Annotated in this window: 21 protein-coding genes; 16 read left to right on the top strand and 5 right to left on the bottom strand. The window is 58.9% G+C overall.

Annotated features, from left to right (window positions below):
- The first annotated feature begins 25 nt into the window (after positions 1-25).
- Together ACWR1S_RS16535 and ACWR1S_RS16530 are read left to right on the top strand one after the other, a co-directional pair.
- A complete protein-coding gene (locus ACWR1S_RS16535; RefSeq protein ID WP_454564252.1) occupies positions 26-331 on the top strand; it encodes a DUF6482 family protein in 306 nt (101 codons plus the stop codon).
- 122 nt (positions 332-453) lie between these two features.
- On the top strand, positions 454-1,071 hold the full coding sequence (locus tag ACWR1S_RS16530) for an FKBP-type peptidyl-prolyl cis-trans isomerase (protein WP_008078561.1): 618 nt from the start codon (positions 454-456) through the stop codon (positions 1,069-1,071).
- 132 nt (positions 1,072-1,203) lie between these two features.
- On the opposite strand, the gene ACWR1S_RS16525 is transcribed toward ACWR1S_RS16530, so the two are convergent.
- The 3 genes from ACWR1S_RS16525 to ACWR1S_RS16515 all read right to left on the bottom strand — a co-directional run bounded on the left by ACWR1S_RS16525 (position 1,204) and on the right by ACWR1S_RS16515 (position 3,123).
- Positions 1,204-1,461, bottom strand: a complete 258-nt coding sequence (locus ACWR1S_RS16525) for a PA4570 family protein (RefSeq protein ID WP_008078558.1) — start codon at positions 1,459-1,461, stop codon at positions 1,204-1,206.
- Between the two features lie 206 nt (positions 1,462-1,667).
- Complete coding sequence (locus tag ACWR1S_RS16520) at positions 1,668-2,009, bottom strand: zinc ribbon domain-containing protein YjdM (protein WP_077574604.1); 342 nt, start codon at positions 2,007-2,009, stop codon at positions 1,668-1,670.
- 145 nt (positions 2,010-2,154) lie between these two features.
- Complete coding sequence (locus tag ACWR1S_RS16515; protein WP_007909817.1) at positions 2,155-3,123, bottom strand: polyprenyl synthetase family protein; 969 nt, start codon at positions 3,121-3,123, stop codon at positions 2,155-2,157.
- A 239-nt stretch (positions 3,124-3,362) separates the two neighbouring features.
- Here ACWR1S_RS16515 and rplU point away from each other — a divergent pair, with 239 nt between their 5' ends.
- From rplU to ACWR1S_RS16490, 5 genes are all read left to right on the top strand, one after another.
- Entirely contained in the window at positions 3,363-3,677 is a 315-nt protein-coding gene (rplU, locus tag ACWR1S_RS16510; RefSeq protein ID WP_003176051.1) for a 50S ribosomal protein L21, read from the top strand.
- A gap of 34 nt (positions 3,678-3,711) precedes the next feature.
- Positions 3,712-3,969, top strand: coding sequence for a 50S ribosomal protein L27 (gene rpmA / locus ACWR1S_RS16505; RefSeq protein ID WP_003176049.1), 258 nt, complete (start codon positions 3,712-3,714; stop codon positions 3,967-3,969).
- Between the two features lie 193 nt (positions 3,970-4,162).
- Complete coding sequence (cgtA, locus tag ACWR1S_RS16500) at positions 4,163-5,386, top strand: Obg family GTPase CgtA (RefSeq protein ID WP_454564251.1); 1,224 nt, start codon at positions 4,163-4,165, stop codon at positions 5,384-5,386.
- Between the two features lie 137 nt (positions 5,387-5,523).
- On the top strand, positions 5,524-6,642 hold the full coding sequence (gene proB, locus ACWR1S_RS16495; protein ID WP_026000682.1) for a glutamate 5-kinase: 1,119 nt from the start codon (positions 5,524-5,526) through the stop codon (positions 6,640-6,642).
- 10 nt (positions 6,643-6,652) lie between these two features.
- The gene (locus ACWR1S_RS16490) at positions 6,653-7,120 is read left to right on the top strand and encodes a CreA family protein (RefSeq protein WP_454564250.1); all 468 of its coding nucleotides are present in this window, start codon (positions 6,653-6,655) and stop codon (positions 7,118-7,120) included.
- A 196-nt stretch (positions 7,121-7,316) separates the two neighbouring features.
- Here ACWR1S_RS16490 and rpsT read toward each other — a convergent pair whose 3' ends face one another.
- Entirely contained in the window at positions 7,317-7,589 is a 273-nt protein-coding gene (gene rpsT / locus ACWR1S_RS16485) for a 30S ribosomal protein S20 (protein ID WP_003228351.1), read from the bottom strand.
- Positions 7,590-7,841: 252 nt separating this feature from the next.
- Here rpsT and murJ point away from each other — a divergent pair, with 252 nt between their 5' ends.
- The 6 genes from murJ (at position 7,842) to ispH (ending at position 15,353) form a co-directional block, all read left to right on the top strand.
- Entirely contained in the window at positions 7,842-9,380 is a 1,539-nt protein-coding gene (gene murJ / locus ACWR1S_RS16480; RefSeq protein WP_454564249.1) for a murein biosynthesis integral membrane protein MurJ, read from the top strand.
- 129 nt (positions 9,381-9,509) lie between these two features.
- Entirely contained in the window at positions 9,510-10,448 is a 939-nt protein-coding gene (gene ribF, locus ACWR1S_RS16475; protein WP_008078544.1) for a bifunctional riboflavin kinase/FAD synthetase, read from the top strand.
- A 13-nt stretch (positions 10,449-10,461) separates the two neighbouring features.
- Complete coding sequence (ileS, locus tag ACWR1S_RS16470) at positions 10,462-13,293, top strand: isoleucine--tRNA ligase (protein WP_454564248.1); 2,832 nt, start codon at positions 10,462-10,464, stop codon at positions 13,291-13,293.
- Positions 13,286-13,798, top strand: coding sequence for a signal peptidase II (lspA, locus tag ACWR1S_RS16465; protein ID WP_454564247.1), 513 nt, complete (start codon positions 13,286-13,288; stop codon positions 13,796-13,798). The genes ileS and lspA overlap by 8 nt, the downstream gene beginning before the upstream one ends.
- 7 nt (positions 13,799-13,805) lie before the next feature.
- Entirely contained in the window at positions 13,806-14,243 is a 438-nt protein-coding gene (fkpB, locus tag ACWR1S_RS16460; protein WP_454564289.1) for an FKBP-type peptidyl-prolyl cis-trans isomerase, read from the top strand.
- A gap of 165 nt (positions 14,244-14,408) precedes the next feature.
- Positions 14,409-15,353 (top strand): 4-hydroxy-3-methylbut-2-enyl diphosphate reductase, encoded by a 945-nt coding sequence (gene ispH, locus ACWR1S_RS16455; protein WP_454564246.1) that lies wholly within the window; start codon positions 14,409-14,411, stop codon positions 15,351-15,353.
- Here ispH and ACWR1S_RS16450 read toward each other — a convergent pair.
- The gene (locus ACWR1S_RS16450) at positions 15,325-15,879 is read right to left on the bottom strand and encodes a GspH/FimT family pseudopilin (protein ID WP_454564245.1); all 555 of its coding nucleotides are present in this window, start codon (positions 15,877-15,879) and stop codon (positions 15,325-15,327) included. The two genes, ispH and ACWR1S_RS16450, sit on opposite strands and share 29 nt — an antisense overlap.
- Before the next feature lie 130 nt (positions 15,880-16,009).
- Here ACWR1S_RS16450 and ACWR1S_RS16445 point away from each other — a divergent pair, with 130 nt between their 5' ends.
- The 3 genes from ACWR1S_RS16445 to ACWR1S_RS16435 are packed head-to-tail and all read left to right on the top strand — an operon-like array spanning position 16,010 to position 17,639.
- Positions 16,010-16,483, top strand: coding sequence for a GspH/FimT family pseudopilin (locus ACWR1S_RS16445; RefSeq protein WP_454564244.1), 474 nt, complete (start codon positions 16,010-16,012; stop codon positions 16,481-16,483).
- A complete protein-coding gene (gene pilV, locus ACWR1S_RS16440; RefSeq protein WP_454564243.1) occupies positions 16,480-16,929 on the top strand; it encodes a type IV pilus modification protein PilV in 450 nt (149 codons plus the stop codon). Before ACWR1S_RS16445 ends, pilV begins: the two co-directional genes overlap by 4 nt.
- Positions 16,926-17,639 (top strand): PilW family protein, encoded by a 714-nt coding sequence (locus ACWR1S_RS16435; protein ID WP_454564242.1) that lies wholly within the window; start codon positions 16,926-16,928, stop codon positions 17,637-17,639. The genes pilV and ACWR1S_RS16435 overlap by 4 nt, the downstream gene beginning before the upstream one ends.
- Positions 17,640-17,641: the final 2 nt, after the last annotated feature.

Genomic DNA, 17,641 nt, shown 5'->3' with positions numbered 1-17,641 from the left:
ATTCGCCACTGTCTGAGGTGCGTTCATGAACCTGCAAGAGTTGAATGCGTTTGCCATCGCCAGGAAAGTTGATGAGTTGAACCTGATCTCCATGGAGGGCGGGATTTATCTGCTCGAAGCGCGGATGCATGGGGCGGCGGTTCCTCTGCGTGATCTCAAGGGTGAGATGCTGACATTGCGCTCGGTGGAGCATGCACGGGATTTGCTGCACAACTTTCCGGTGCTGCCGTTCAATCTCGTGCACACCTCGGTACACGATGAAATGTGTGGGCTGGGTCCGAGCAGCGAGGAAAGTCTGAAAGTGCCACTGGCTTGGCGTTCGGCGCTGTAGGCCTTGCGCGCCATCGCCTGAGCATCTGTGCTAGTCTGCTCGCCCTTTTGGTTCCGGGCGCGCCGGGACGCGCTGTGCACGCACGGCAAGTCTTGTGGCCGTCCGCACAGCGGAGCAGTGTCATGTCCGAAGTAAATCTGTCCACCGACGAAACCCGCGTCAGCTACGGCATCGGCCGTCAGCTGGGTGACCAGCTGCGCGACAACCCGCCACCGGGCGTTAGCCTGGACGCCATCCTGGCCGGTCTGACCGACGCGTTCGCCGGTAAGGAAAGCCGTGTTGGCCAGGAAGAAATGTCCGCCAGCTTCAAGGTGATCCGCGAAATCATGCAAGCCGAAGCGGCTGCCAAAGCTGAAGCCGCTGCTGGCGAAGGCCTGGCCTTCCTGGCTGAAAACGCCAAGCGTGACGGCATCACCACTCTGGCTTCCGGCCTGCAATTCGAAGTGCTGACTCAGGGCGAAGGCGCCAAGCCGACCCGTGAAGACCAGGTGCGTACGCACTACCACGGCACACTGATCGACGGCACTGTATTCGACAGCTCCTACGAGCGTGGTCAGCCTGCAGAATTCCCGGTTGGCGGCGTGATCGCCGGCTGGACCGAAGCCCTGCAACTGATGAACGCCGGCAGCAAATGGCGTCTGTACGTGCCGAGCGAACTGGCTTACGGCGCTCAAGGCGTTGGCAGCATCCCGCCGCACAGCGTTCTGGTATTCGACGTCGAGCTGCTGGACGTTCTGTAATCCCAAGCCTGTCTTGATGGCAGGCTAATGTAGGAGTGAGCCTGCTCGCGATAGCGTTTTTTCAGTCGACTGATTTGTTGTCTGACATACCGTCATCGCGAGCAGGCTCACTCCCACAGTTTTTACCGTGTTTCATATTTCGATCTTGTGATGCAGTTCATGGGTCGGGCGCAACGCCCGGGCATAGCAGAACAGGAACAGATTGCGCACCAGCTCCTTGAGCACCAACGGCTCGCTGGAATTGAGGCTGCTGACGTCCAGATCCCCTTGGTCTTGCAGTTCATGCAGGGCTTCTTCTTCAAGCACCGCACAGACTTCACCGGTCTCCCGATGGAGGATTCTGAGGTAAGGGTGTGGGCGGTCCAGCCAGGCGTCGATCAGATAAGTCATGGTTCTCATCTCCATTGAATGTATTTGATGAGAATAATTCTTATTATCTAAATAGCAAGCGCCTATTGGCAGATTCTGATTTTTTCCGGGTAAAGATTGCGTAAGGTCAAAACGGCTGGCGTTTGGCTATTGCGTGGTTTTGCTGGGGCTGAGCGAGGAGGGCGAAGCTCCATCCCACGCCTTGCGCGGGATGGATGACAGCGGAATCAGACCTTTCTGACGAACTCGGATTTGAGTTTCATCGGGCCGATGCCGTCGATCTTGCAGTCGATGTCGTGGTCGCCATCGCACAGGCGGATGTTCTTGACCTTGGTGCCGACTTTGACCACCAGCGAGGTGCCCTTGACCTTCAGGTCCTTGATCACGGTGATGGTGTCGCCGTCCTGCAGGACGTTGCCGACCGAATCTTTCTTCACGGCATCATCGGACGCCACTTCGGCTTCGCCATTGGCGGACCACTCGTGGGCGCACTCCGGGCACACCAGTTGGGTACCGTCTTCGTAGGTGTATTCGGAATTGCATTTCGGGCAGGGTGGCAACGTGCTCACTAAGGCTCCTTGGGTGTGGATCGCTAAAAGTCGCACATTGTATAGGGTTTTAGCTTTTCAGGCAGTCAAAAGCAAAAATCGCAGCCCCGACAACCCCTGTAGGAGCTGCCGAAGGCTGCGATCTTTTGATCTTGCTTCAGCGATATCAGTGCGTACGCGCGACCGCAAACTCGCTCAGTTCAACCAGCGCATCACGATATTCACTGGCCGGCAGTGCCTCAAGACACTTGATCGCACGGGCCACGTAATCACGGGCCAGTTGCGCGGTGTACTCCAGCGAACCGGAGGCCTCCACGGCGATGCGAATACTTTCCAGGTCTTCGATCCCGCCTTTCTGGATCGCCTGACGCACCAGTGCAGCCTGTTCCGGCGTGCCTTCGCGCATGGTGTAGATCAGCGGCAGGGTCGGCTTGCCTTCGGCCAGATCGTCACCGACGTTCTTGCCCAGGGTCTCGGCGTCGCCCTTGTAGTCGAGCAGGTCGTCGACCAGTTGGAACGCCACACCGAGGTGGTCGCCGAAGGTGCGCAAGGCTTCGCTCTGCTCGGCGGTAGCGCCGGCCAGTGCCGCAGCACTGTGGGTCGAGGCTTCGAAGAGCATCGCGGTCTTGCCGCGGATGACTTCCATATAGGTTTCTTCGGTGGTGCTGGCGTCGCGTACCTTGGACAGCTGCAGCACTTCGCCTTCGGCGATGATGCGCGTGGCCTGGGACAGAATCTTCATCACCGGCATCGAACCCAGTTCGACCATCATTTCGAACGAGCGCGAGTACAGGAAGTCGCCGACCAGCACGCTGGGCGCGTTGCCCCACATGGCGTTGGCGGTCGAACGGCCGCGGCGCATGCCGGACATGTCGACCACGTCGTCATGCAGCAGGGTCGCGGTGTGCAGGAATTCGATGGTGGCGGCCAGCAGACGCATGTCGTCGCCTTCGCGACCCAGGGCCTTGCCACACAGCAACACTAATAAAGGACGCAGACGTTTGCCGCCGGCCGAGGTAATGTAATCGCCGATTTTCGATACCAGCGGAACTCGGGAAGTCAGCTGCTTCTTGATGATGCCGTCGACGGCGCTAAAATCGTCCGCCACCGCGCGGTAGAAAGCTTGGGGTTGCATCAGCGAGAGTCGCTCCAGAAGGGTTGCGCGGCATGCTAGGACCCCCATCCGGACCTGTCAAGGCGCGATGGACGGCCTCTTGCGTGACACTCGCAGCTTGCGTACAATCGCGCACCCTGAACTTCCTGGGCAGCACCTGCCTTACGCAATTGCAACGGGCCTTCCAGCCTTATGCAGCCATGCCAGCCAATACCTCTTCTTATAAAGAGCTGGGTGAGCAGGATTATCGGAGAAATACCATGTCTTATGCAGTAATCGTTACTGGCGGCAAGCAGTACAAAGTCGCCCCAGGTGAATACCTGAAGATCGAAAAACTGGAAATCGCTACCGGCGAATCCGTTACCTTTGATCGCGTTCTGTTGGTTGCCAATGGCGACGACGTGAATATCGGCGCTCCAGTTGTTGCTGGCGCTACCGTTGTGGCTGAAGTGATCTCCCAAGGTCGTCACGATAAAGTCCGCATCATCAAGTTCCGTCGCCGTAAGCACCACATGAAGCGTATGGGCCACCGCCAGTGGTACACCGAGATCAAAATCACCGGTATTCAGGCTTAATTTCAGCCTAATTCCTCACTAGGAGAATTGACTCATGGCACACAAAAAAGCTGGTGGTAGTACCCGTAACGGTCGCGACTCAGAAGCCAAACGCCTTGGCGTTAAGATGTATGGCGGCCAGAAAATCATTCCGGGCAACATCATCGTGCGTCAGCGCGGCACCCAATTCCACGCTGGCTACGGCGTTGGCATGGGTAAGGATCACACCCTCTTCGCGAAAATCGAAGGCGTGATCAAGTTTGAAGTAAAGGGCGCGTTCAACCGCCGTTACGTGAGCGTTGTCGCAGCTTAATTGCGCGATCGCTGGAAGAGCCCTGTCTTGCGACGGGGCTTTTTCGTTTGTGGGGTGAGTCTCTTGCAAAACTGTTTGTATGGGCTGTCGGCGTGCGATGCAGGTCGTGTTTTGGGGTCGCTGCGCTCATTTTTGCAAGAGTCTTATGTCTTGATTGTTTTTCGGCTCGTCCGTATGGCGAGAGGCGTTGGTTATGAAGTTTGTTGATGAAGTATCGATTCGCGTAAAGGCTGGTGACGGCGGCAATGGCGCCATGAGTTTCCGTCGGGAAAAATTCATCGAAAACGGTGGCCCGAACGGCGGTGATGGCGGTGACGGCGGTTCCATCTACATGATGGCCGACGAAAACCTCAATACCCTGGTTGACTACCGTTACACCCGGCATTTCGATGCCGAGCGTGGCTCCAACGGCGGCAGCACCGACTGCACTGGCAAAAAAGGTGAAGATCTGATCCTGCGGGTGCCGGTCGGCACCACGGTGATCGACTCCGCTACCCAGGAAGTCATCGGCGACCTGACCAAGGCCGGTCAGAAACTGATGGTGGTGCAGGGCGGCTGGCACGGTCTGGGCAACACCCGTTTCAAATCCAGTACCAACCGTGCGCCGCGTCAAACCACGCCGGGCAAGCCGGGTGAGCAGCGTGACCTGAAACTGGAAATGAAAGTGCTGGCTGACGTCGGTCTGCTGGGTCTGCCGAACGCCGGTAAAAGTACCTTTATCCGCTCGGTCTCGGCTGCCAAGCCGAAAGTCGCCGACTATCCGTTCACCACGCTGGTGCCGAACCTCGGAGTGGTCAGCGTTGATCGCTGGAAGAGCTTCGTCGTCGCGGACATCCCGGGTCTGATCGAAGGGGCTTCCGACGGTGCCGGCCTGGGTATTCGCTTCCTCAAGCACTTGGCGCGCACGCGTTTGCTGCTGCACCTCGTCGACATGGCGCCGCTGGATGACTCCAGTGCACCGGATGCCGCCGAAGTGATCGTCAACGAGCTGATCAAGTTCAGTCCGTCCCTGGCGGAGCGTGATCGTTGGTTGGTGCTGAACAAGTGCGACCAGATCCTCGAAGAAGATCACGATGAGCGCGTCAAGGAAATCGTTGATCGTCTGGAGTGGACCGGCCCGGTTTACGTGATCTCGGCCATCGCCAAGATCGGTACCGAGCGTCTGTGCCACGACATCATGCGTTACATGGAAGACCGTGCTGATCGCCTGGCCAATGACCCGGCTTACAAGGAAGAGTTGGCCGATCTCGATCAGCGCATCGAAGACGAAGCCCGCGCGCAACTGCAGGCGCTGGATGATAAGCGTGCCCTGCGCCGCAGCGGCGTGAAGTCGGTCCATGACATCGGCGACGATGATTGGGACGAAGAAGATGTGGATGACGAAGACGGTCCGGAAATCATTTACGTGCGTGACTGATCCGTTGCGATAAACTTGAACGCCGCTCAATCGAGCGGCGTTTTAGTATCTGGAAATCGATCGTTGGTCGGCAATAGCCACGAATAACGTCACGGGCAGCGCTGGGTCGCGCTGCCCTCAAGCTAAGGTTGAAGATGATGCGGAGCAAGGTGACAGGTGCGCAGCGTTGGGTCGTGAAGATCGGCAGCGCTTTGCTGACAGCTGATGGCAAAGGGCTGGATCGCGCGGCAATGAGTGTCTGGGTCGAGCAGATGGTGGCCTTGCATGAGGCTGGCGTCGAGTTGGTGCTGGTGTCCTCCGGGGCGGTGGCGGCCGGCATGAGCCGTTTGGGCTGGACCGCACGACCCAGTGCGATGCACGAGCTCCAGGCGGCTGCGGCAATTGGTCAGATGGGTCTGGTGCAGGCGTGGGAATCGAGCTTCGCCGAGCATGGCCGGCACACTGCGCAGATTCTCTTGACGCACGACGACCTCTCCGACCGCAAGCGTTACCTGAACGCCCGCAGTACCCTGCGCGCACTGGTCGAGCTGAAAGTCATCCCGGTGATCAACGAAAACGACACCGTGGTCACTGACGAGATCCGTTTCGGCGACAACGACACGCTGGCGGCGCTGGTGGCGAATCTGGTCGAGGCGGATCTGCTGGTGATCCTTACCGATCGCGATGGCATGTTCGACGCCGATCCACGCAACAACCCTGATGCGCAGCTGATTTACGAGGCGCGCGCTGATGATCCGAGCCTCGATGCGGTAGCGGGCGGCACGGGCGGTGCGCTGGGTCGTGGCGGCATGCAGACCAAGTTGCGTGCGGCTCGATTGGCTGCGCGTTCCGGTGCGCACACTATTATCGTCGGTGGGCGTCTTGAGCGAGTGCTTGATCGCCTCAAGGCGGGTGAGCGTATCGGCACGCTGCTGTCGCCTGAGCGCGGCATGCTTGCGGCGCGCAAGCAGTGGCTGGCTGGGCATCTGCAAACTCGCGGCACCTTGGTGCTGGATGAGGGGGCGGTGTCGGCGTTGTCGAAGGGCAACAAGAGCCTGCTACCGGTCGGTGTGAAGCTCGTGCAAGGCAGTTTCCGTCGTGGCGAAATGGTGGTCTGTGTGGCGCCGGATGGTCGTGAGATTGCACGTGGCCTGGCCAATTACAGCGCTTTGGAAGCACAAAAAATCATCGGTCAATCGTCGGATGCGATTGTCGGTTTGCTCGGTTACATGGCGGAGCCGGAACTGGTTCACCGTGACAACTTGATTCTGGTTTAAGGAAAACTCGATGCGTTTAGCAAAAGGATTGTTGGGCTTGCTGATGGCGCTGCCATTGCTGGCCTCGGCCGAGGAGATCGGTCAGGTGTCGACGGTGTTCAAATTCGTCGGCCCGAACGACCGGATTGTGGTCGAAGCTTTCGATGATCCGAAAGTTGAAGGGGTGACCTGCTACCTGTCGCGCGCCAAGACTGGCGGTGTGAAGGGTGGCCTGGGTCTGGCTGAGGATCGCGCCGAAGCATCGATCGCCTGTCGCCAGGTTGGCCCAATCAAGTTCAAGGGTGAGCTGAAGGATGGTGATGAGGTGTTCAAGGAGCGTACCTCGCTGGTGTTCAAGACCATGCAGGTGGTGCGTTTCCTCGACAAGAAGCGCAATACGCTGGTTTATCTGGTCTACAGCGACCGTTTGATCGAAGGCAGTCCGCAGAATGCCGTGACCGCCATCCCGATCCTGCCGTGGGTGCCAGTCCAGCAATAACGCCGCAAAACAAACTGTAGGAGTGAGCCTGCTCCGGGCGGCGTTCCGACGATAGCGGTGTGTCAGTCGATGCAATTATTGACTGTGACACCGCTATCGCGAGCAGGCTCACTCCTACTTTTTTTGCGCTGGGATTTGTTAAATCACAGGCAATAAAAAACCGACCCTAAGGTCGGTTTTTTAATGACTACGTCGATTAAGCGGCTTCTTTCAGCGCTTTGACGTGGCCATTCAGACGGCTCTTATGGCGAGCAGCCTTGTTCTTGTGGATGATGCCTTTATCGGCCATACGGTCGATAACTGGCACAGCCAGAACGTATGCAGCTTGAGCTTTTTCAGCGTCTTTTGCGTCGATGGCTTTAACTACATTCTTGATGTAGGTGCGAACCATGGAACGCAGGCTGGCGTTGTGGCTGCGACGCTTCTCAGCCTGTTTTGCACGTTTTTTGGCGGAAGGTGAGTTGGCCACCGTCGAGCTCCTCGAAAGACTTTTTAGGAAATAGCAAACAAAATAGGCCGCGAATCATGCCGATGAGTTGAAGTCTTGTCAAGGGCACTTGAAACGTTCCGCTAAGTGGTAGGTATAAAGAGGCGGGATATTTATTTCCGGCGCTTGACCTGTAAACTCGCGAGCTTTGGCTCTGTGCTGCTGCGGCGCGGAGTATCGCACAAGTAGGCGCTTTGTTCGCCTGCTGTTTATCGACAGGCACAAATTCCCTCAATGAATCTGCTCAAATCGTTGGCCGCCGTCAGCTCTATCACGATGCTTTCCCGGGTTTTAGGGTTTGTTCGTGACACGCTCATTGCCCGTACATTCGGCGCCGGGATGGCGACGGACGCCTTCTTTATTGCCTTTAAATTGCCCAATCTGCTGCGGCGGATCTTCGCCGAGGGCGCTTTCTCGCAAGCATTCGTGCCGATTCTGGCCGAATACAAAAGCCAGCAGGGCGAAGAGGCGACACGCACTTTCATTGCATACGTATCAGGTTTGCTGACTCTGGTATTGGCGGTAGTCACTGCGCTGGGCATGATCGCCGCGCCGTGGGTGATCTGGGCCACCGCGCCGGGTTTCACCGACACACCGGAAAAATTCCAGCTCACCTCCGATCTGCTGCGGGTGACCTTCCCCTATATATTGCTCATCTCGTTGTCGTCGCTGGCCGGGGCGATCCTCAATACCTGGAACCGTTTCTCGGTGCCGGCCTTCGTGCCGACCCTGCTCAACGTCAGCATGATCGTGTTTTCGCTGTTCCTTACGCCGTACTTCGATCCGCCGGTCATGGCATTGGGCTGGGCGGTCCTGGTCGGCGGTCTGGCGCAGTTGCTCTATCAACTGCCGCACCTGAAAAAGATCGGCATGCTGGTGCTGCCGCGCCTGAATCTGCGCGATACCGGTGTCTGGCGCGTGATGAAACAGATGCTGCCAGCGATTCTCGGCGTCTCGGTCAGCCAGATTTCGCTGATCATCAACACCATCTTCGCCTCGTTTCTGGTCGCAGGCTCGGTGTCATGGATGTATTACGCCGACCGTCTGATGGAATTACCATCCGGCGTACTGGGTGTGGCGCTGGGCACAATCCTGCTGCCGACCCTGGCGAAAACTTACGCAAGCAAGGATCGCCACGAATACTCGCGCATTCTCGACTGGGGCTTGCGCCTGTGCTTCGTGCTGGTGTTGCCCTGTTCGCTGGCGCTGGGGATTCTTGCCGAGCCGCTGACCGTTTCACTGTTTCAGTACGGGCAGTTCAGTGGTTTCGACGCTGAAATGACCCAGCGCGCACTGATTGCCTATTCTGTCGGTCTGCTCGGGATTATCGTGATCAAGGTGCTGGCACCGGGCTTTTATGCGCAACAGAACATCCGTACGCCGGTGAAAATCGCAATCTTCACGCTGGTGGTTACCCAGCTGTTCAACCTGGTGTTGATCGGGCCGTTGGCGCATGCGGGTCTGGCCCTGGCGATCAGTGCCGGTGCCTGTCTGAACGCCGGACTGTTGTTTTATCAACTGCGTAAACAGCAGATGTATCAGCCGCAACCGGGCTGGGCCAAGTTCGGCTTCAAACTGGTGGTGGCGGTGGCAGTGATGTCGGCGGTGTTGCTGATCGGCATGCACTTCATGCCAGCGTGGGATCAAGGGCACATGCTTGAGCGCTTCCTGCGTCTGGGCGCATTGGTCGCGGCGGGCGTGGTGTCCTATTTCGGTATGTTGCTGCTGATGGGTTTCCGCTTGCGTGACTTCAATCGCAAGGCCCTGAGTTAAGGTTTTACCCTTTATAAACAGGCGCGGGCCGGCAGTTTTGTCGGCTCGTTCACTTTGCGTTACGGTGTTGCCTGTCGTCGGCCGTCGGGTGTGGTTATAATCGACCACTTTATGAGCAAGAAGCGCGTTATGCAGCTGGTTCGAGGCCTCCACAACTTGCGCCCCCAGCATCGGGGCTGCGTCGCCACTATTGGCAACTTTGACGGTGTTCACCGTGGTCACCAGGCTATCCTGGCCCGACTGCGTGAGCGTGCGCTCGAGTTGGGTGTACCCAGCTGCGTGGTGATTTTCGAGCCGCAGCCACGGGAGTTCTTTGCCCCCGAGACCGCGCCGGCGCGTCTGGCAAGGTTGCGCGACAAGCTGCAACTGCTGGCCGCTGAAGGCGTTGACCGGGTTTTATGCCTGGCATTCAACCAGCGCTTGAGCAAACTCAGCGCCAGTGAATTCGTCGACACCATCCTCGTCGATGGCCTCGGCGTGCAGCATCTGGAAGTCGGTGATGATTTCCGCTTTGGTTGCGATCGCCTCGGCGATTTCGACTTCCTGCTGCAGGCCGGGCAGATGCACGGTTTTACCGTTGAAGCCGCGCAAACCGTCGAACTGGACGGTATTCGCGTCAGCAGCACCCAGGTCCGTAACGCCCTGGCCGCCGCCGATTTTGCCTTGGCCGAACGTTTGCTCGGCCGCCCGTACCGCATTGCCGGTCGCGTGCTGCATGGCCAGAAACTGGCCCGGCAACTGGGTACGCCCACTGCCAACATTCAACTCAAGCGTCGTCGCGTGCCGTTCACCGGGGTGTATCTGGTGGATGTCGATATCGACGGCAAAACCTGGCCCGGTGTCGCCAATATCGGTGTACGGCCCACGGTACAAGGTGATGGCAAGGCCCACCTTGAAGTCCATCTTTTAGATTTTGCCGGCGATCTGTATGACCGGCGTTTGACGGTGGTTTTCCACCAAAAGCTGCGTGAAGAGCAGCGCTTCGCCTCCCTGGAGGCATTGAAAACGGCGATCAATGCGGATGTCGCCACCGCCCGTGCACTAGCCGCACCTAGCGCCCATCGCTAATGAAGAGCCTTAAATGACCGACTATAAAGCCACGCTTAACCTTCCGGACACCGCCTTCCCAATGAAGGCCGGCCTGCCACAGCGCGAACCGCAGATCCTGCAGCGCTGGGACAGTATTGGCCTGTACGGAAAGTTGCGCGAGATTGGCAAGGATCGTCCGAAGTTCGTTCTGCATGACGGCCCTCCGTATGCCAACGGCACGATCCACATCGGTCATGCACTGAACAAGATTCTCAAGGACATGATCATCCGCTCGAAAACCCTGTCGGGTTTCGACGCGCCGTACGTTCCGGGTTGGGACTGTCATGGCCTGCCGATCGAGCACAAGGTTGAAGTGACCCACGGCAAGAACCTGGGCGCGGACAAGACCCGCGAGCTGTGCCGTGCCTACGCCACCGAGCAGATCGAAGGGCAGAAGTCCGAATTCATCCGTCTCGGCGTGCTGGGCGACTGGGCCAACCCGTACAAGACCATGGACTTCAAGAACGAGGCCGGTGAAATCCGCGCCCTCGCGGAAATCGTCAAGGGCGGTTTCGTGTTCAAGGGCCTCAAGCCTGTGAACTGGTGCTTCGACTGCGGTTCGGCCCTGGCTGAAGCGGAAGTCGAGTACGAGACCAAAAAGTCCTCGACCATCGACGTGGCCTTCCCGATCGCTGACGAAGCCAAACTGGCTGCCGCGTTCGGTCTGCCGTCGCTGGGCAAACCGGCGTCGATCGTGATCTGGACCACCACCCCGTGGACCATCCCGGCCAACCAGGCACTGAACGTTCACCCGGAATTCAACTACGCACTGGTGGATGTCGGCGACAAGCTGCTGGTGCTGGCTGAAGAGCTGGTCGAAGCCTGCCTGGCTCGTTACAGCCTGGAAGGTTCGGTCATCGCCACCACCACCGGTAAAGAGTTGGAACTGATCAACTTCCGTCATCCGTTCTACGACCGTCTGTCGCCGGTGTACCTGGCTGACTACGTCGAACTGGGTGCTGGCACTGGCGTGGTTCACTCCGCTCCGGCCTACGGCGTGGACGACTTCGTGACCTGCAAGAAATATGGCATGGTCAACGACGACATCCTCAACCCGGTGCAGAGCAACGGCGTGTACGCGCCGTCGCTGGAATTCTTCGGCGGCCAGTTCATCTGGAAGGCCAACCCGGCCATCGTCGACAAGCTGACCGAAGTCGGTGCGCTGCTGCACACCACCGTCATCGAACACAGCTACATGCATTGCTGGCGCCACAAGACCCCGCTGATCTACCGCGCCACCGCGCAGTGGTTCATCGGCATGGACAAAGAGCCAACCAGCGGCGACACCCTGCGTGTGCGCTCGCTCAAAGCCATCGAAGACACCAAATTCGTCCCGGCCTGGGGCCAGGCGCGTCTGCACTCGATGATCGCCAACCGTCCGGACTGGTGCATCTCGCGTCAGCGCAACTGGGGCGTGCCGATCCCGTTCTTCCTCAACAAGGAAAGCGGCGAGCTGCACCCACGCACCGTCGAGCTGATGGAAGAAGTCGCCAAACGCGTTGAAGTCGAAGGCATCGAAGCCTGGTTCAAGATGGACGCTGCCGAGTTGCTCGGCGACGAAGCGCCGCTGTACGACAAGATCAGTGACACCCTCGACGTCTGGTTCGATTCGGGCACCACGCACTGGCACGTCCTGCGCGGTTCGCACCCGATGGGTCACGAGAGCGGCCCGCGTGCCGATCTGTACCTGGAAGGTTCCGACCAACACCGTGGCTGGTTCCACTCGTCGCTGCTGACCGGTTGCGCCATCGACAACCACGCGCCGTACCGCGAACTGCTGACCCACGGTTTCACCGTCGACGAAGCCGGCCGCAAGATGTCCAAGTCGCTGGGCAACGTGATCGCGCCGCAGAAAGTCAACGACACCCTCGGCGCCGACATCATGCGTCTGTGGGTCGCTTCGACCGACTACTCCGGTGAAATGGCGGTTTCCGACCAGATTCTGCAACGCAGTGCGGACGCCTATCGTCGTATCCGTAACACCGCGCGCTTCCTGCTTTCGAACCTGAGCGGTTTCAACCCGGCCACCGACATCCTGCCGGCCGAAGAAATGCTCGCGCTGGATCGTTGGGCGGTCGACCGCACCTTGCTGCTGCAACGCGAGCTGCAAGAGCACTACGGCGAATACCGTTTCTGGAACGTCTACTCGAAGATCCACAACTTCTGCGTGCAGGAGCTGGGCGGTTTCTACCTCGACATCATCAAGGATCGTCAGTACACCACTGGCGCCAACAGCAAGGCTCGCCGTTCGGCGCAAACCGCGCTGTTCCACATCTCCGAAGCGCTGGTGCGCTGGATCGCGCCGATCCTCGCCTTCACCGCCGACGAGCTGTGGGAATACCTGCCGGGCGAGCGTAACGAATCGGTCATGCTCAATACCTGGTACGAAGGTCTGACCGAACTGCCAGCCGACGTTGAACTGGGCCGCGACTACTGGGAACGCGTGATGGCGGTCAAGGTAGCGGTCAACAAAGAGATGGAAATCCAGCGCGCGGCGAAAGCTGTCGGTGGCAACCTGCAAGCCGAAGTGACGCTGTACGCCGAAGACGCCCTGAGCGCCGATCTGGCCAAGCTGAGCAACGAACTGCGCTTTGTCCTGATCACTTCGACGGCCAGTGTTGCGCCTTTTGTTAGCGCACCTGAAGACGCGGTAGTGACTGAAGTCAGCGGCCTGAAGCTGAAGATCGTCAAATCGGCCTTCCCGAAGTGCGCCCGTTGCTGGCACTGCCGCGAAGACGTTGGCGTGAATCCGGAGCATCCGGAAATCTGCGGTCGTTGCGTCGACAACATCAGCGGCGCTGGCGAGGTTCGTCACTATGCCTAATGCCGTTGGCCGTTTCGGACGGTTGAGCTGGCTCTGGTTGAGTTTGCTGGTTCTGGTCATCGACCAGGCCAGCAAGTTCTACTTCGAAGGCAAGCTCGAAATGTTCCAGCAGATCGTGATCATTCCCGATTACTTCAGCTGGACCCTGGCCTACAACACTGGCGCTGCGTTCAGCTTCCTGGCTGACAGCTCCGGCTGGCAGCGCTGGCTGTTCGCTCTGATCGCGATAGTGGTCAGTGCCGTGCTGGTGGTCTGGCTCAAGCGTCTTGGCCGCAACGAAACCTGGCTGGCCGTCGCTTTGGCGCTGGTGCTGGGTGGCGCGCTGGGCAATCTGTATGACCGCATTGCCCTGGGCCATGTGATCGATTTCATTCTGGTGCACTGGCAGAACCGCTGGTACTTCCCGGCGTTCAACTTCGCCGACAGCGCGATTAGCGTTGGCGCGGTGATGCTGGCACTGGATATGTTCAAAAGTAAAAAGACCGGAGAAGCCGTTCATGACTGAACAGGTATTGGCTGAGCAACGCATCGGCCAGAACACGGAAGTCACCTTGCACTTTGCATTGCGCCTGGAGAACGGCGACACCGTCGACAGTACGTTCGACAAGGCCCCGGCGACCTTCAAGGTCGGCGACGGCAACCTGCTGCCGGGTTTTGAAGCGGCGCTGTTCGGCTTCAAGGCCGGCGACAAGCGCACACTGACCGTCGAGCCGGAAAACGCTTTCGGCCAGCCGAACCCGCAGAACGTGCAGATCATTCCACGTTCGCAGTTTGTTGATATGGAGCTGTCGCCGGGTTTGCTGGTGATCTTCAACGATGCGGCCAATACTGAGCTGCCGGGTGTGGTGAAAGAGTTCGATGACGCGCAAGTGACCATTGACTTCAATCACCCGTTGTCAGGCAAGACGCTGACCTTTGACGTGGAAATCATTTCCGTCAAAGCGATCTAACTGACTCTATGGAGTCAAATGTGGGAGCGAGCCTGCTCGCGAATGCGGTGTGTCAGCCAACAGTAATGTTGCAGGTGATGGCCTCTTCGCGAGCAAGTCGAATCGTCGCACCGTCGCTCCCACAGTGTTTTTAACTGTTTTCGCGCGCAAGACACGAGGCACAGCATGCAAATCAAACTCGCCAACCCCCGTGGCTTCTGCGCCGGCGTGGACCGTGCGATCGAAATCGTCAACCGCGCCCTGGAAGTCTTCGGGCCGCCGATCTACGTGCGTCATGAAGTGGTGCACAACAAGTTCGTCGTTGAAGACCTGCGCAGTCGTGGCGCGATTTTCGTCGAGGAACTGGATCAGGTGCCGGATGACGTCATCGTCATTTTCAGTGCCCACGGCGTATCCCAGGCTGTGCGTACCGAAGCCGCCGGCCGTGGCCTGAAGGTGTTCGACGCCACTTGTCCGCTGGTCACCAAGGTGCACATCGAAGTGGCGAAATACAGCCGCGACGGTCGTGAGTGCATCCTGATCGGCCACGCCGGACACCCGGAAGTCGAAGGCACCATGGGCCAGTACGACGGCAGCAATGGCGGCGCGATCTACCTCGTTGAAGACGAGAAAGACGTCGCCGAATTGCAGGTACACAACCCGGAAAAACTGGCCTTCGTCACCCAGACCACGCTGTCGATGGACGATACCAGTCGTGTCATCGATGCGCTGCGTTCACGCTTCCCGGCCATCGGCGGTCCACGCAAGGACGACATCTGCTACGCCACGCAAAACCGGCAGGACGCGGTCAAGCAATTGGCTGACGAGTGCGACGTGGTGCTGGTGGTGGGCAGCCCGAACAGCTCCAACTCAAACCGCTTGCGTGAACTGGCCGAACGCATGTCCACGCCGGCTTACTTGATCGACGGCGCCGAAGACATGCAAAAGAGTTGGTTCGATGGTGTTGAGCGTATCGGCATCACTGCCGGCGCCTCCGCACCGGAAGTCCTGGTGCGTGGTGTGATTCAGCAATTGCAGGCCTGGGGCGCCACCGGTGCCGATGAGCTGGCCGGGCGCGAAGAGAACATCACGTTCTCGATGCCTAAAGAGCTGCGCGTACGTTCGATCTGACGCTTTTGTTCTTTTGACACAGCGCCTGCTCAGCTTTTTCGCTGGCCAGGCGCACGCGACCGGTCGCCGCCAGCACCACCTGGAGCTGGCTGACCGGCTCGTTTACCGAGCAGATATGTAGTTTTCCTGCCTGAAACATTCGCCCGGGCATCAGCGGCTTACCCAGGCTGCCAAACCTTATATAGCGACTTACCCACCAGTTACCGGCAATTGGAATTCGCTGATCGCTCGCGCGTTCGACCAGCAGTGGATTGCTGCTGTCCTCCGGCCCCTTGCCGCTGATATCCAGAATGATTCGCCAGCCCCGGCTCCAGTCGCCGTCGATGCCATGAATGACCACGCTTTGATTGTGCGTGATCGCTAACGTTCGAGCATTGCGAATACCGTCGAGCAGCGATTGCGCAGCCTGATGGCGATGGTTCGACTCGGTGAGCGTGGCAAACGCCGGACTGACGATCAGCAGAACAATTGCGCCAATCGCCAGTCCCATAAGCAGTTCGATCAGGCTGAAACCCTGTTGCGGCATGAAAACTCCCTCCGTGGAGTGTGATGAACGGCGCGCTCCGTGCGCCGGGCAGGGCAAATCAACCGACGCGGGCCGGTTGAATGTTCTAGCGTGTAGAAGCAGGTATAGCCGACGGCAACGGAGGGCATCGATGGATCTTCGTACAAAAGGTTTCACGCTGATCGAGTTGCTGGTCGCACTCGCGATCTTCGTGATCCTGATTACCCTGGCAGTGCCAGCCTTCACCCGCTCGATACAAAGTAGCAAGGCCGATACCGAAATGGGCGACCTGCAGCGCGCGATCAATTTCGCCCGCCTGGAAGCCATCGACCGTGGCACCACCCTGCGTTTGCGTCCGACCGCCGGCGGCAGCGTCTGGACCGGTGAACTGGCGGTCTACGACAGTACTGGCACTCCGGCCAATGTGTTGCGGGTTGTTCCCGCGATGAGCAGCGGCGCGACTCTGACGCTACCCTCAGGAGTGACCGCACTGGATTTCAACAACCTCGGCGGTCTGGCGGCACCGTCGACGGCGGTGGTCATCAGTTACACGTTGGGAACGCAAAGCAGGACGCTGAACGTGTGTTTGAACGGACGAATTCAATTGGGTGGAACTTGCGGATGAGGGTAGGGAGTCAACACGCACAGCAGGGCATGACGCTGATCGAGGTGCTGGTCGCGTTGCTGATTCTGACGGTCGGGCTGCTGGGGGCGGCGGCCGTGCAACTGAATGCGCTTAAGTACACCGACAGTTCACGGATGACCAGCCAGGCCAGTTTCATCGCCTACGACATGATGGACCGCATCCGCGCCAACTCCGGCGCCGACTACACGGTCACACCGCCGACCTCGGGCAATCTGAGCGTTGCTCGCGATCAGGACCTCTACGACTTCACCACCAACATCATCAACTTCGGTGGACCGACCGCGACTGGCAGCATCACCCTCAATCAGCGGGTCTACACCATCACCATCAACTGGAGTGACGCACGTGCGGCCAACACGGCCAGTGCGCCGCGCAGTTTCGTTCTGAGCAGTCGCGCTGCAGTCGATCCGGTGGCCACGCCATGAAGCGCGATAACCGTGGTTTCGGCCTGATAGAACTGCTCATTGCCCTCGCGCTTGGATTGATCATCGTGCTCGGCGTCGTGCAGATTTTCATCGCGGCGAAAAACACTTACGTCAGTCAGAACAGCGCCGCGGCGATGCAGGAAGACGCGCGTTTTGTGCTGAGCAAAATGATTCAGGAAATTCGCATGGTCGGGATGTTCGGATGTCTCGGCACCATTACGGACTCCAGTTCGGCGGGGGATTTCAATGCGTCGCAGATAGCGCCGATCAACTGGGACAACGCCAACCTGAAACTGACACTGGTCACCGCCGATATCGGCAGCGGTGGCGGCACGCCGACCTGGACAGTGCTTTCCGATTGCCGCAACAGTGCAACGGCCTATACCGGGTTGCGAGCGGCGGCGAGCGGGCAGATTGCCTTCCCGATCCGGCGTCTGATCTACAGCTTCAGCAACAATCAGATTCTCATGGGCACCGGCAGCGGCACGCCGACCCAGCAGGTGCTGGTGAACAACGTCAGTGCTTTCAACGTCACATTCGGCCTGGCCAGTTCCGCGACGGATGTGGCGGCCTCGACCTACAGCGCCAACCCCAGTGATCCGGCACGCATTCGCAGTGTGCGCCTGAGCCTGACTCTCACCGACCCCGACAGCCGGGTCGCCACGCAAACCTTCAATGTGGTTGCCGCTTTGCGCAACCGCCTGCAGTGAGG

This window comes from Pseudomonas sp. AIG, from assembly GCF_977020205.1.
Note: the sequence above shows the minus strand (reverse complement) of the source record. Positions and strands in the feature narration are given on the sequence as shown.

What these genes read in the sequence shown, in the direction of transcription:
- ACWR1S_RS16535 (WP_454564252.1), top strand. Translation starts at nt 26, where the DNA reads ATGAACCTGCAAGAGTTGAATGCGTTTGCCATCGCCAGGAAAGTTGAT.
- ACWR1S_RS16530 (WP_008078561.1), top strand. Translation starts at nt 454, where the DNA reads ATGTCCGAAGTAAATCTGTCCACCGACGAAACCCGCGTCAGCTACGGC.
- ACWR1S_RS16525 (WP_008078558.1), bottom strand. Translation starts at nt 1,461, where the DNA reads ATGACTTATCTGATCGACGCCTGGCTGGACCGCCCACACCCTTACCTC.
- ACWR1S_RS16515 (WP_007909817.1), bottom strand. Translation starts at nt 3,123, where the DNA reads ATGCAACCCCAAGCTTTCTACCGCGCGGTGGCGGACGATTTTAGCGCC.
- rplU (WP_003176051.1), top strand. Translation starts at nt 3,363, where the DNA reads ATGTCTTATGCAGTAATCGTTACTGGCGGCAAGCAGTACAAAGTCGCC.
- rpmA (WP_003176049.1), top strand. Translation starts at nt 3,712, where the DNA reads ATGGCACACAAAAAAGCTGGTGGTAGTACCCGTAACGGTCGCGACTCA.
- cgtA (WP_454564251.1), top strand. Translation starts at nt 4,163, where the DNA reads ATGAAGTTTGTTGATGAAGTATCGATTCGCGTAAAGGCTGGTGACGGC.
- proB (WP_026000682.1), top strand. Translation starts at nt 5,524, where the DNA reads ATGCGGAGCAAGGTGACAGGTGCGCAGCGTTGGGTCGTGAAGATCGGC.
- ACWR1S_RS16490 (WP_454564250.1), top strand. Translation starts at nt 6,653, where the DNA reads ATGCGTTTAGCAAAAGGATTGTTGGGCTTGCTGATGGCGCTGCCATTG.
- murJ (WP_454564249.1), top strand. Translation starts at nt 7,842, where the DNA reads ATGAATCTGCTCAAATCGTTGGCCGCCGTCAGCTCTATCACGATGCTT.
- ribF (WP_008078544.1), top strand. Translation starts at nt 9,510, where the DNA reads ATGCAGCTGGTTCGAGGCCTCCACAACTTGCGCCCCCAGCATCGGGGC.
- ileS (WP_454564248.1), top strand. Translation starts at nt 10,462, where the DNA reads ATGACCGACTATAAAGCCACGCTTAACCTTCCGGACACCGCCTTCCCA.
- lspA (WP_454564247.1), top strand. Translation starts at nt 13,286, where the DNA reads ATGCCTAATGCCGTTGGCCGTTTCGGACGGTTGAGCTGGCTCTGGTTG.
- ispH (WP_454564246.1), top strand. Translation starts at nt 14,409, where the DNA reads ATGCAAATCAAACTCGCCAACCCCCGTGGCTTCTGCGCCGGCGTGGAC.
- ACWR1S_RS16450 (WP_454564245.1), bottom strand. Translation starts at nt 15,879, where the DNA reads ATGCCGCAACAGGGTTTCAGCCTGATCGAACTGCTTATGGGACTGGCG.
- ACWR1S_RS16445 (WP_454564244.1), top strand. Translation starts at nt 16,010, where the DNA reads ATGGATCTTCGTACAAAAGGTTTCACGCTGATCGAGTTGCTGGTCGCA.
- pilV (WP_454564243.1), top strand. Translation starts at nt 16,480, where the DNA reads ATGAGGGTAGGGAGTCAACACGCACAGCAGGGCATGACGCTGATCGAG.
- ACWR1S_RS16435 (WP_454564242.1), top strand. Translation starts at nt 16,926, where the DNA reads ATGAAGCGCGATAACCGTGGTTTCGGCCTGATAGAACTGCTCATTGCC.